Consider the following 12,662-nt stretch of genomic DNA (forward strand, 5'->3'; position numbering starts at 1 on the left):
GCCTTGCCGATGCCTGCCGCCCCCGCCGATCCCACCGTGCTCCACCCGATGCCCGAACAGCCCCGGGTCGTACTGCTCAAGCCTCTGGTGAGGTCCCCGCTGATCGAGGTCGGCGACTTCTCCTACTACGACGACCCGGACGACGCGACCGCCTTCGAGACCCGCAACGTGCTCTACCACTACGGGCCGGAGAAGCTGGTGATCGGGAAGTTCTGTGCCCTGGGGACCGGCACGCGCTTCATCATGAACGGCGCCAACCACCGTATGGACGGCCCGTCCACCTTCCCCTTCCCCACCATGGGCGGCTCCTGGGCCGAGCACTTCGACCTGCTCACCGGCCTGCCGAACCCGGGGGACACCGTGGTGGGCAACGACGTCTGGTTCGGCAACGGCGCCACCGTGATGCCCGGCGTCCGCATCGGCCACGGCGCGATCATCGCCACCGGGGCGGTGGTGACGAGCGACGTGCCCGACTACGGCATCGTCGGCGGCAACCCGGCCCGTCTGATCCGTAAGCGCCACCCGGAGCGGGACATCGCCCGACTGCTCGCGGTGGCGTGGTGGGACTGGCCGGTGGAGCAGATCACCGCACACGTCCGGACGATCATGTCGGGCACCGTCACGCAACTGGAAGAGGCCGCCGCACGGACGAAAAGGACCCCAGCTCAGTCCTGCCGTGAGCCGGGGTCCGACGAGTAGGCCCTGTGGGACTCGAACCCACAACCAATGGATTAAAAGTCCACTGCTCTGCCAATTGAGCTAAGGGCCCAGGCGGTGTGTCGCGCGGTGCTGCGTGATGTTGCCACACCGAGCATAGCCCGCCGCGGCCGGGACGCCGATCGGGTATCGGGGTCACGGCCGCGTCGGTGGGCACGGGGCCCTGGGCTACGGGTCCACCGGCTCGGGCGCGCTCGCCCGGGCGGCGGCGCGGGTGCGGGTGCGTTCGTGGTCCGGGTTGAGGAACCAGTGCCGGGCCGAGACCAGCCACCAGGTGGCGGCGAAGCCCAGCACGGCCAGGACGGCGATCGGCGCGTAGTTGAAGGTCTCCCAGGTGACCGGGGAGACCTGGGGCAGCATGAACAGCACCGTGATGACACCGACCCACGTCACCGCGACCACACCCACCAACTGCGACCAGCGGCCCAGGTGCCAGGGCCCGCGTTCGAAGGCGGCGCCCTTGCGGACGCGGAGCAGCGTCGGGATGACGTACGCGATGTAGAGGCCGATGACCGCGATCGACGTCACGGCGGCGTACGCCGTGACGTTGATCAGGTAGGGGAGGCCCAGGACCAGGGCGGCGAGGGCGGCCAGCCAGACCGCCGCGACCGGGGTGCGGGTGCGCGGGTTCACCGAGTGCCAGATGTGGGAGTACGGGAGCGCGCCGTCCCTGGAGAAGGCGTAGATCATGCGGCTGTTGGCCGTCACCGACGCCATCCCGCAGAAGAGCTGGGCCCCGATCACGACGAGGAGGAGGAGTTTGCCCGCCGTCGCGCCGAGGGCGTCGAGCAGGATCTGTGCGGGCGGGGCGCCGGTCGGGGACGTCAGGGCGCCGTCGTAGGACTGGATGGCGAAGGTGAAGCCGAGGAGGAGGACGAAGCCGGCGATCCAGGAGGTCCAGATGGAGCGGACGATGCCCTTGGGGCCCGCCGTGGACGCGTCGTGCGTCTCCTCGGTCATGTGGGCGGAGGCGTCGTAGCCGGTGAAGGTGTACTGGGCCATCAGAAGGCCGATGAGGACGACGTACACGCCGCTGCCCCAGCCCGTGTTGTTCACGAACTCGCCGAAGACGAAGGACGCCGACTGGTGGTGGTCGGGCGCGAAGGTCAGCGCGCCGACGATGACCGCGACGCCCAGGACGTGCCACCACACGCTCACGCTGTTCAGCAGGCCGACGATGCGGACGCCGAACGTGTTCAGCAGGCCGTGCAGGATCAGGATCGCGGCGAAGAGCAGGATCGTGCGCCCCGGTGTCACCTCGAAGTCGAACTGCAGGTTCAGGTAGGCGCCCAGGAAGGACGCGGCGCCGAAGTCGATGCCGGCGGTGACCGCGACCTGGCCCAGCACGTTGAACCAGCCCGTGAACCAGGCCCAGGCCGCCGCCGTGCGCGGGGGTGCCAGACGGTGCGCCCAGAAGTACAGGCCCGCCGAGGTGGGGTACGCCGAGCAGATCTCGGCCATCGCCAGGCCGACGAAGAGCGTCATCAGGCCGACGGCGACCCAGCCCCACGTGATGACGGCGGGGCCGCCCGTGTTCATGCCGAAGAGGTAGAGGGTCAGGCAGCCCGACAGGACCGAGATGATCGTGAAGGAGACCGCGTAGTTGGAGAACGCCGACATGCGGCGGGCCAGAACCTGGGTGTAGCCGAGCTGGGCCAGCCGTTCCTCGTCCGAGAGCCCGCTCGCCTTGGCGTCTTCTGTCATGCCCCCAGCAATTCCCTTGCGGCGAGCGTGACATGCGTCACTCCGTGGACTTCGTGGCCGAAACCGGACCGCAACGCTAAGCGCCGTGGCCTCCACCCGTCGGGGTGGGGGCCACGGCGCTTGTCAGACGTTCAGGCGTCAGCCGTTGCGCTTCCAGCGCGGCTTGTCGTCACGGCGGCCGAAGGACGAACCGCGGTGCTCGTCGCGGCGGCCGTACGGACGGTCGTGACCGCCGGAGCGGAAGCCGGGGCGGTCGCCCTGACGGTCGCGGTTGAACGGGCGGTCGCTGCCACGGTGCCCGCCGCGCTCGCCGCGGTCGTCACGGCGCTCGAAGGAACGGCCACCGCGGTCGCCCCGGTCGTCACGGCGGAAACCGCCACGGTCGTCCCGACGCTCGAACGAACGGCCACCACGGTCACCCCGGTCGTCCCGACGCTCGAAGGAACGGCCACCACGGTCGTCCCGACGGTCGTCACGCCGGTCGAAGGAACGCCCGCCACGGTCGCCGCGGTCGTCACGGCGCTCGAAGGAACGGCCACCGCGGTCGCCCCGGTCGTCACGGCGGAAACCGCCACGGTCGTCCCGACGCTCGAACGAACGGCCACCACGGTCACCCCGGTCGTCCCGACGCTCGAAGGAACGGCCACCACGGTCGTCCCGACGGTCGTCACGCCGGTCGAAGGAACGCCCGCCACGGTCGCCGCGGTCGTCACGGCGGTAGTCGCGGCGGTCCTGCGAGCGCTCGCGGTCGTTGCCGCCGCGCTCCGCCTTCTCCACGTCCCGGGCGCCGGACTGCTCGGGCAGCGAGACCTCCGGCTCGGCCACGGTCGCGGCCACCTCGGCCAGTACCGTCTCCGGGTCCTCGCCGCGCTCCCGCGCGACCCTGGCGACCAGGCGGTCCGCTTCCTCGCGCAGCTCGTTGGCACGGCGCTGGGCCCGCTCCAGCTCCTTGGTGAGCTGACCGACCTCGCGCTCGGCCTGCTGCGCCGCGTTGCCCGCCGACTCGGCCTGGACCTCGGTCATCGACCGGGCGCCGGTGATCTCGGCGACCTCCGGGTCGAAGGCGGCGCCGCCCTGGATGATGTGGCGCGTGGCGTCGACGCCCGCGTCCTCCATCAGCCGGAAGATCTGGCGGCGCTGGTGCGGGAGGGACAGGGACACGACGGTGCCGGTACGGCCCGCGCGCGCCGTACGCCCGGCCCGGTGCAGGTAGTCCTTGTGGTCGCCGGCCGGGTCCACGTTCAGGACCAGGTCGATGCCGTCGACGTGGATGCCGCGGGCGGCGACGTCGGTGGCGACCAGGACGTTGACGTAGCCGTCCTTGAAGTCGGCCAGCGTGCGGGTGCGCGCGCCCTGGGTCATGCCGCCGTGCAGCGCGTCCGCCTTGGCACCGGCGTCGCGCAGCTGCTCGGCGACGCGGTCGGCGCCCAGCTGGGTGCGGACGAAGATGATGGTGCGGCCCTTGCGGGAGGCGATGGCCGCGGTGACCGGCGCCTTGTCCTTGGGCTTCACGACCAGGATGTGGTGCGACATGGTCGTCACGGCACCCTGGGCGGCGTCGACCTCGTGGAGGGCCGGGTCCTTCAGGTACCGGTCGACGAGGGTCTTGATCTCGTTCTCCATGGTGGCGGAGAACAGCATCCGCTGGCCGCCGGCCGGGACCTGGTCGAGCAGCTCGGTGACCTCGGGCAGGAAACCCAGGTCGGACATCTGGTCGGCCTCGTCGAGGACCGCGATCTGCACGTTCTCCAGGGAGCAGGCGCCGCGGTTGATGATGTCGCGCAGCCGGCCCGGGGTGGCGACCAGGACGTCGACGCCGCGCTCGAGGGCGTAGATCTGGTTGCCCATCGAGGTACCGCCGCAGACGACCTTCATCTTCAGGCCGAGGACGTCGCCGTACGGCTGGAGCGCGTCGGCGACCTGCATGGCCAGCTCGCGGGTCGGGGTGAGGATGACGGCGCGGGGCTTGTGCTTCTCGGTGCGGCCGCCGGCCAGCGTGGCCAGGGTCGGCAGACCGAAGGAGAGGGTCTTGCCGGAGCCGGTGCGGCCCCGGCCGAGGATGTCCTTGCCCGCCAGCGCGTCCGGGATGGTCGCGGCCTGGATCGGGAAGGGGGTGGTCACGCCGTTCTGCGCGAGCTTGCGCACGACGCCCTCGGGCAGACCGAGGTCGGCGAACGTGGGCTCGGGAGCCGCCTCGGGAGCCTCGGCGGCCTCCGGGGACTCGGTGGTCGCGGAGGCGTCTACGGCCTCGACGGCCTCCGGCGCGCCCTCTGCGCCTTCGGCGTTTCCGGGCACGACGACGTGGTCAGTACTGGTCATGGACATGCGAATGCGAAACCTTCCGGAGTCTCTCGTCGGCACGCGCCCGTCAACTCCGTGAATCGCGATTCGCAATACGACCGCCTCAATGCGGTCCACCACGGCAGGGGGAGAGAACGCGCCACACGGCGCGCTCTGCGGTGGCGCCGGGCAAATGGGATCAAACGATCTACCACCATACGCACCCTCCACCCCCGAAGGCAAACCGGCAGCACACGCCCGGCTCAGCCCCAGCTCAGCGGCCCGTGGATCGCCCGACCGCCCGGCCGCCCGGCCGAGCCGCACCCCGTCCGCCCCGACCACCCCGTCCACCCCGACCTACGCCGGCGTCCCGGCCGCCGGTGCCGGCTCCCGCTGCTCCAGCTGGGTCCCGGGCGGTTCGTGCGCCGACGAGGACGGCTCGGCCACCGTCGGGTCCGGCGTCGGGGAGGCGGGCGGCTCCTCGGTCGGCGTCGGCTCCGGCTCGGCCGTCCGGGTGGGCTCCGCGGGCGGCGTCCGGGTGGGCTCGGGTCCGTGGTTCCCGCCGTTCGGCGGCGGGGCCCCCGTCGGATGCGCGGCGGGCGGCGCCGAGGCGGACGCGTCCTTGCCCTTGCCGCCCTCGCCGCCCTTCCCCTTGCCGTCGCCCCCGGCCCGGTCCCCGCCCGCGCCCTTCTTCCCCTTGCCATGCCCGTCGTCCGCGGCCGCCGCGCCGTACCCGGCGTTCCCCCCGGAGACCGCGGGGCCGCCCTCCGGTACCTCGCCGCCTCGTTCCCCGGCGGACTGGGACGGCTTGGCGCGCCCGCCGGACCCGTCGTCGCCGACGCTCATGCAGCCGGCGGCGGCGACGACGGCCAGGGCGGTGGCGGCCATACGGACAGGTACGTACAAGGGGCGCACGGGCGGCCACCTCCGGGGGTCAAGGAGTCGACGTGCCCAACTCCCGTCACCCACAAGAGGACACGCGTCCGGCGAGGCGGACTTGACCCGAGCGCGTCACCCGTACCCGAGGGAGTGCAGCCGCGCGTCGTCGATCCCGAAGTGGTGGGCGATCTCGTGAACGACCGTCACCTCGGTCTCGGCGACCACGTCTTCACGCGTCGCGCAGAACCGCAGCGTCGGCCCCCGGTAGATGGTGATCCGGTCCGGCAGCACGCCCGCGTACCACTCCCCGCGCTCCGTCAGCGGCGTCCCCTCGTACAGCCCGAGCAGCTCGGGATCGTCCGCCGGCGGTTCGTCCTCGACGAACACCGCGACGTTGTCCATCAGCCGCGTCAGCTCCGGCGGGATGCGGTCCAGGGCCTCGGCGACCAGTTCCTCGAACTCCTCGCGCGTCATCTCCAGCACAGGACCATTGTCGGGTACGACCGTGGAGTACGACCCGCATATCCGCCCCGGGCCACGGGCATACGGGACCAATGGCCCGCGTCCCCGCCGCAGTCCCGCACGCCCTGGCCGAGGTGATGAACCCCATCCGCAACGCCCCGCGCATCCTCACCCGCCGCTACCGCGACCGGCGCGCACGCCGTGGCCGGCCCGCGGCCGCCACCCCCGAACTCGCCGCCCGCTCACACCCCTGGACCCGGGCCGCCGGTCTGGTCGCCGTCGTCCTGCTCGGTGCCTGGCTGGGCCTGCTGGTCGTCGGCAACGTCCGGGCCCCGGTCGGCCCCATGAACACGACGATGACCCTGCGCCCGTCGCTGGCCGGCGGCACGAAGATCAACGTCTCGCCGCTGGGCGCCCTCCAGCTCGACAGCCACGTCGCCCCGGTCCGCCTCGACGTCAACGTCGACCAGCTCGACCCCGCCCGCGCCCAGGCCCTCGTCGACCACCCCGAACGCCTCTCCGGGCTCCAGGACGAGGTCGCCCAGGACGTCGAGCACGGCACGCTCGACCTGGCCGTCCGCTCCTGCGTGGCCGTCGTCACCGGCGCCACGGCCCTCGGCCTCGTCGTCTACCGCCGTCCCCGGCGCGCGCTCGCCGCCGGGGGACTCGCGCTCACCCTGCTGGTCGCTTCCGGCGGCACCGCCTACGCGACCTGGAACCCCGACTCCGTCCTGGAGCCGAAGTTCTCCGGGCTGCTCTCCTCCGCGCCCTCCCTGGTCGGCAACGCGCGCAGCATCGTGACCGAGTTCGACGTCTACCAGAAGGAGCTGGCCCGGCTGGTCACCAACGTGACCAAGCTCTACGACGTCACCTCGACGCTCCCCGCCTACCAGCCCGACCCGACCACGATCCGCGTCCTGCACGTGTCGGACATCCACCTGAACCCGGCGAGCTGGAAGATCATCGGCTCGCTGGTGGAGCAGTACAAGGTGAACGTGATCGTCGACTCGGGCGACACGATGGACCACGGCACGGCCGCGGAGAACGGCTTCCTGGACCCCGTCGAGGACCTCGGCGCCCCCTACGTCTGGGTCCGCGGCAACCACGACTCCCGCGGCACCCAGGAGTACCTGAAGCACCTCAAGAACGTGCACGTCCTGGACGACGGCCACGCCCGGACCGTCGCGGGCCTGCGCTTCGCCGGCATGGGCGACCCGCAGTACACCCCCGACCGCTCCAAGGCGGACGGCGCCGAGGCCTCCCAGGAACTGGCCGGCGCCCGCCTCGCCTCCGCCCTGCGCGACCAGAGCGCGGCCGGCACCCCCGTGGACATCGCCGTCGCCCACGAGCCCTCGGCCGCCCGCGAGGTCGACGGCGACGTGCCCCTCGTGCTCGCGGGGCACATCCACCACGAGGACATGGAGGTCATGAAGTACGGCACCCGGCTGCGCGTCGAGGGCTCCACCGGCGGCAGCGGCCTGCGCGCGGTCGAGGGCAAGTACCCCGACCCCATCCAGGCGTCCATCCTCTACTTCGACCGGGACTCCCGGCGCCTCCAGGCGTGGGACGAGATCAAGCTGGGCGGCCTGGGCCTGACGACGGCCGAGGTCAGCCGCCACCTGCCGAAGGAGAACCAGCCGGGCGCGACGCCGTCCCCCTCCGCCGGCAGCCCCTCTCCCTCCGGCACCGGCCCGTCCCCCTCCGGCACCCGCGCCTCCCCCACTGCCCCGGGCAGCCCCGCCCCCAGCACTCCGTAAACCGTTTTGGCGATACCTCCCGCCATCCCATATGCTTCTCACGTCCCCGACGCGCTGCGAAGCGCCCAGGCGGGCCGATAGCCCTCATCGTCTAGCGGCCTAGGACGCCGCCCTTTCAAGGCGGTAGCACGGGTTCGAATCCCGTTGGGGGCACGCAGTACATGTGCGACACTGTCGTACGAAGCTTGGTCCTGTGGAGCAGTTTGGAGTGCTCGCCACCCTGTCAAGGTGGAGGCCGCGGGTTCAAATCCCGTCAGGACCGCTGAGGTTTCACGTGAAACCTCGCGGCTGGGTAGCTCAGTTGGTACGAGCGATCGCCTGAAAAGCGATAGGTCGCCGGTTCGACCCCGGCCCCAGCCACAGCAAAGGCCCCGATCCTCGGATCGGGGCCTTGTTGTCGTCGCCCGGGCCGACGCCGCGGCAAAAGCGTTCGCCAGGTTTTTCCCGAGGATGAGATCCTGGAACCCGTATGTCTACGCATCCTGCCCCCGCCCTCGGCACCCTCGCCCCCCGGCTGACCGAGCTGTCGCTGCGCGACGCGCACCGGCTCGGCCGCAGGCTGGAGGGTGCGCGGAAGATCCGCAAGCCGGAGGCCCGCGCCGCCGTCCTCGCCGAGATCGAGACGGAGGTGGCCAAGGCCGAACAGCGCATCGGCGAACGCCGGGCGCGGGTTCCGGCCGTCAGCTACCCCGAGCAGCTCCCGGTCAGCCAGAAGAAGGACGAGATCGCGGCGGCCATCCGCGATCACCAGGTCGTGATCGTCGCCGGTGAGACGGGGTCCGGCAAGACCACCCAGATCCCGAAGATCTGTGTCGAGCTGGGCCGTGGTGTCCGCGGCATGATCGGGCACACCCAGCCCCGCCGGATCGCCGCGCGCACCGTCGCCGAGCGGGTCGCGGACGAGCTGGACACCCCGCTCGGGGAGACCGTCGGCTGGAAGGTGCGGTTCACCGACCAGGTGAACCCGGAGTCCACCTTCATCAAGCTGATGACGGACGGCATCCTGCTCGCCGAGATCCAGACCGACCGCGAGCTGCGCGCCTACGACACGATCATCATCGACGAGGCCCACGAGCGGTCCCTCAACATCGACTTCCTGCTGGGCTACCTCGCCCAGCTGCTGCCCAAGCGGCCGGACCTGAAGGTCGTCATCACCTCGGCGACCATCGACCCGGAGCGCTTCTCGCGCCATTTCGGCGACGCCCCGATCGTCGAGGTCAGCGGACGCACCTATCCCGTGGAGGTGCGCTACCGGCCACTCCTCGAGGAGGACGGCGACGACGCCGACCGCGACCAGATCACGGCCATCACCGACGCCGTCGAGGAGCTGATGGGCGAGGGCAAGGGCGACATCCTCGTCTTCCTCTCCGGCGAGCGCGAGATCCGGGACACGGCCGACGCGCTGGAGAAGAAGAAGTACAGATTCACCGAGGTACTGCCGCTGTACGCGCGGCTCTCGCACGCCGAGCAGCACCGCGTCTTCCAGCAGCACACCGGGCGCCGGATCGTCCTGGCGACCAACGTCGCCGAGACCTCCCTCACCGTGCCGGGCATCAAGTACGTCATCGACCCCGGCTTCGCCCGCATCTCCCGCTACAGCCACCGCACCAAGGTCCAGCGGCTGCCCATCGAGCCGGTCTCGCAGGCCAGCGCCAACCAGCGCAAGGGCCGCTGCGGCCGTACGTCCGACGGCATCTGCATCCGGCTGTACTCCGAGGACGACTTCACCGCGCGCCCCGAGTTCACGGACGCGGAGATCCTCCGGACCAACCTCGCCTCCGTCATCCTCCAGATGACCGCGGCCGGCCTCGGCGAGATCGAGAAGTTCCCGTTCATCGACCCGCCGGACCACCGCAACATCCGCGACGGCGTGCAACTGCTCCAGGAGCTGGGCGCACTCGACCCGGCGCAGAAGGACGTACGCAAGCGGCTGACCGACACCGGCCGCAAGCTCGCCCAGCTGCCCGTCGACCCGCGGCTGGCCCGGATGGTGCTGGAGGCGGACAAGAACGGCTGTGTCCGCGAGGTCATGGTCATAGCCGCCGCGCTGTCGATCCAGGACCCGCGGGAGCGCCCGGCGGAGAAGCAGGCCCAGGCCGACCAGCAGCACGCCCGGTTCAAGGACGAGAGCAGCGACTTCCTCGCCTTCCTGAACCTCTGGCGCTATGTCCGCGAGCAGCAGAAGGAGCGCGGCTCGTCGTCCTTCCGCCGGATGTGCAAGCAGGAGTACCTCAACTTCCTGCGCATCCGCGAGTGGCAGGACATCTACACGCAGCTGCGCACGGTCGCCAAGCAGATGGGCATCCACCTCAACGACGAGGAGCACCCCGCACCCGACGACCGCGTCCACGTGTCCCTGCTGGCCGGACTGCTGTCCCACGTCGGTATGAAGGACGTCAAGGACGCCGGAGGGGAGGGCGGGAGGAACACCGGGAAGAACGAGTACCTGGGCGCGCGCAACGCCAAGTTCGCGATCTTCCCGGGCTCCGCGCTCTTCAAGAAGCCCCCGCGGTTCGTGATGTCGGCGGAGCTGGTGGAGACCTCCCGGCTCTGGGCCCGCGTCAACGCGAAGATCGAGCCCGAGTGGGTGGAGCCGCTCGCCGGGCACCTCCTCAAGCGCACCTACAGCGAACCGCACTGGGAGAAGGACCAGGCGGCGGTGATGGCGTACGAGAAGGTCACGCTGTACGGCGTACCGATCGTGGCGCAGCGCAAGGTGAACTACGGGCGGATCGATCCGGAGATCAGCCGCGAGCTGTTCATCCGCAACGCCCTGGTGGAGGGCGACTGGCGCACCCACCACAAGTTCTTCGCCGACAACCGCAGGCTCCTGACCGAGGTCGAGGAGCTGGAGCACCGGGCGCGGCGCCGGGACATCCTGGTCGACGACGAGACGCTGTACGACTTCTACGACCAGCGGGTGCCCGAACACGTCGTCTCCGGTGCGCACTTCGACTCGTGGTGGAAGCACAAGCGGCACGAGCAGCCCGACTTCCTCGACTTCGAGCGCGAGATGCTCATCAACGAGAAGGCGGGGGCGGTCACCAAGGACGACTATCCGGACTCCTGGCGGCAGGGGCCGCTGAAGTTCCGGGTGACGTACCAGTTCGAGCCGGGCGCGGACGCCGACGGTGTGACCGTGCACGTGCCGCTCCAGGTGCTCAACCAGGTCACGGACGAGGGCTTCGACTGGCAGATCCCGGGCCTGCGCGAGCAGGTCGTCACGGAGCTGATCCGCTCCCTGCCCAAGCCGGTCCGCCGTAACTACGTACCCGCGCCGAACTACGCCCAGGCGTTCCTGGACCGTGCCGTGCCCCTTCAGGAGCCGCTGACGGTGACCATGGCGCGGGAGCTGAAGCGCATGGTGGGGGTGCCGTTCGACGCGGAGGACTTCGACTGGTCGAAGGTCCCCGACCATCTGAAGATCACGTTCCGGATCGTCGACGAGCGGCGCCGCAAGCTGGCCGAGGACAAGGACCTGGAGGCGCTGAAGCTCCGGCTGCGCCCGAAGGCGCGCAAGGCGTTGTCGCAGGCCGCGGCGGCCACGGCGGAACGCAGCGGAGGCGAGTCCCTGGAGCGCTCCGGGCTGACGGACTGGACGATCGGCACGCTGACCCGGGTCTTCGAGACCCGCCGGGCCGGTCAGCCGGTGAAGGCGTACCCGGCGCTGGTGGACGACGGTCCGAAGGCGGACACCGTCTCCGTCCGCCTCTTCGACACCGAGGCCGAGCAGGCGCAGGCGATGTGGAGGGGCACGCGGCGGCTGATCCTGCGCAACATCCCGGTCAACCCCGCGAAGTTCGCGTCCGAAAAGCTGACCAACCAGCAGAAGCTGGGCCTGTCCGCGAATCCGCACGGTTCGATCCAGGCCCTGTTCGACGACTGCGCCACGGCGGCGGCGGACAAGCTGATCGCGGACTTCGGCGGCCCGGCCTGGGACGAGGAGTCGTACCGCAAGCTCTACGACAGGGTCCGCGCGGAGATCGTCGACACGACCGTCCGTACGGTGGGGCAGGTGCAGCAGGTGCTGGCGGCCTGGCAGGCCTGTGAGCGCCGCCTGAAGGCGGTACGCAGCCCGGCGCTGCTGGCCAACCTCCAGGACGTACGGGGACAGCTGGACGCGCTGGTGAAGCCCGGCTTCGTCACGGAGGCCGGGATCAAGCGACTGCCGGACCTGATGCGCTACCTGGTCGCCGCGGACCGCCGGCTGCAGCAGATGCCGACCGGCGTGCAGCGGGACACGTCCCGCATGGAGAAGGTCCACGAGATGCGGGACGAATACGCGTGGCTCCTCGAGCAGATGCCGCAGGGGCGGCCGGTGCCCCGGCAGGTCCTGGAGGTCCGCTGGATGATCGAGGAGCTGCGGGTCAGCTATTTCGCCCACGCGCTGGGCACGGCCTACCCCGTCTCCGACAAGCGGATCGTGAAGGCCATCGACGCCCTCGCGCCGTGACGAGGCCCGTACGGAGGGTGAGTTCGACCGGCGGCCCACCCTCCTGTACAGTCTCTTCTCGCAGCGCAACGCAGAAAAAGCGCCGCGAAACCTGGTCCTGTGGAGCAGTTTGGAGTGCTCGCCACCCTGTCAAGGTGGAGGCCGCGGGTTCAAATCCCGTCAGGACCGCAGTGAAGAAGCCCCGCCCGAGCAATCGGCGCGGGGCTTCTTCGTGTCCCGTCGGGACCGCAGTGAACGCCCCGCACCGGGCAATCGGTGCGGGGCCTCTTCATTGCCGGGGCCGGTCCTGGACCGGTCCGGGACCGGCAAACGCCCTGAGTGACCCTCAGGGCGCCTCTCGCGGCCTTGACGGCGTCACTTTCGCTCGGTACTCCAAAGGCAGGGCACAACCCCCGTGTGGCCCCTGGAGG

Annotated in this window: 7 protein-coding genes and 5 tRNA genes; 7 read left to right on the forward strand and 5 right to left on the reverse strand. The window is 70.8% G+C overall.

Annotated elements, in window-relative coordinates; all coding sequences use genetic code 11:
• The first annotated feature begins 9 nt into the window (after positions 1–9).
• Positions 10–699: a CatB-related O-acetyltransferase gene (locus tag R2E43_RS17925; RefSeq protein WP_037898125.1), complete on the forward strand. Its 690-nt coding sequence runs from the start codon at positions 10–12 to the stop codon at positions 697–699.
• On the opposite strand, the gene R2E43_RS17930 is transcribed toward R2E43_RS17925, so the two are convergent.
• The 5 genes from R2E43_RS17930 to R2E43_RS17950 form a co-directional block, all read right to left on the reverse strand.
• Positions 697–769 (reverse strand) — tRNA-Lys (locus R2E43_RS17930). The two genes, R2E43_RS17925 and R2E43_RS17930, sit on opposite strands and share 3 nt — an antisense overlap.
• Before the next feature lie 116 nt (positions 770–885).
• Positions 886–2,421: an amino acid permease gene (locus R2E43_RS17935; protein ID WP_003974876.1), complete on the reverse strand. Its 1,536-nt coding sequence runs from the start codon at positions 2,419–2,421 to the stop codon at positions 886–888.
• A 138-nt stretch (positions 2,422–2,559) separates the two neighbouring features.
• Entirely contained in the window at positions 2,560–4,746 is a 2,187-nt protein-coding gene (locus R2E43_RS17940) for a DEAD/DEAH box helicase (RefSeq protein ID WP_003974877.1), read from the reverse strand.
• Between the two features lie 312 nt (positions 4,747–5,058).
• Positions 5,059–5,616 carry a lipoprotein gene (locus R2E43_RS17945; RefSeq protein WP_011029428.1) on the reverse strand — a complete coding sequence of 186 codons (558 nt, stop codon included), beginning with the start codon at positions 5,614–5,616 and terminating at the stop codon, positions 5,059–5,061.
• A gap of 96 nt (positions 5,617–5,712) precedes the next feature.
• Positions 5,713–6,063 carry a metallopeptidase family protein gene (locus R2E43_RS17950; protein WP_011029427.1) on the reverse strand — a complete coding sequence of 117 codons (351 nt, stop codon included), beginning with the start codon at positions 6,061–6,063 and terminating at the stop codon, positions 5,713–5,715.
• A 71-nt stretch (positions 6,064–6,134) separates the two neighbouring features.
• Between R2E43_RS17950 and R2E43_RS17955 the strand changes: the two genes are divergently transcribed.
• The 6 genes from R2E43_RS17955 (at position 6,135) to R2E43_RS17980 (ending at position 12,420) form a co-directional block, all read left to right on the forward strand.
• Positions 6,135–7,799 (forward strand): metallophosphoesterase family protein, encoded by a 1,665-nt coding sequence (locus R2E43_RS17955; protein WP_003974879.1) that lies wholly within the window; start codon positions 6,135–6,137, stop codon positions 7,797–7,799.
• An 80-nt stretch (positions 7,800–7,879) separates the two neighbouring features.
• A tRNA-Glu gene (locus tag R2E43_RS17960) sits at positions 7,880–7,952 on the forward strand.
• Positions 7,953–7,986: 34 nt separating this feature from the next.
• Positions 7,987–8,061, forward strand: a tRNA-Asp gene (locus tag R2E43_RS17965).
• 24 nt (positions 8,062–8,085) lie between these two features.
• Positions 8,086–8,159 (forward strand) — tRNA-Phe (locus tag R2E43_RS17970).
• Positions 8,160–8,268: 109 nt separating this feature from the next.
• Positions 8,269–12,252, forward strand: coding sequence for an ATP-dependent RNA helicase HrpA (gene hrpA / locus R2E43_RS17975; RefSeq protein ID WP_016326762.1), 3,984 nt, complete (start codon positions 8,269–8,271; stop codon positions 12,250–12,252).
• Between the two features lie 93 nt (positions 12,253–12,345).
• A tRNA-Asp gene (locus R2E43_RS17980) sits at positions 12,346–12,420 on the forward strand.
• The last annotated feature ends 242 nt before the right edge of the window (positions 12,421–12,662 follow it).

This window comes from Streptomyces violaceoruber, from assembly GCF_033406955.1.
Classification (GTDB): Bacteria; Actinomycetota; Actinomycetes; order Streptomycetales; family Streptomycetaceae; genus Streptomyces; species Streptomyces violaceoruber.

Coding starts and splice junctions, on each gene's coding strand:
- R2E43_RS17925 (WP_037898125.1), top strand. CDS start 10: ATGCCTGCCGCCCCCGCCGATCCCACCGTGCTCCACCCGATGCCCGAA.
- R2E43_RS17935 (WP_003974876.1), bottom strand. CDS start 2,421: ATGACAGAAGACGCCAAGGCGAGCGGGCTCTCGGACGAGGAACGGCTG.
- R2E43_RS17955 (WP_003974879.1), top strand. CDS start 6,135: ATGGCCCGCGTCCCCGCCGCAGTCCCGCACGCCCTGGCCGAGGTGATG.
- hrpA (WP_016326762.1), top strand. CDS start 8,269: ATGTCTACGCATCCTGCCCCCGCCCTCGGCACCCTCGCCCCCCGGCTG.
- R2E43_RS17940 (WP_003974877.1), bottom strand. CDS start 4,746: ATGTCCATGACCAGTACTGACCACGTCGTCGTGCCCGGAAACGCCGAA.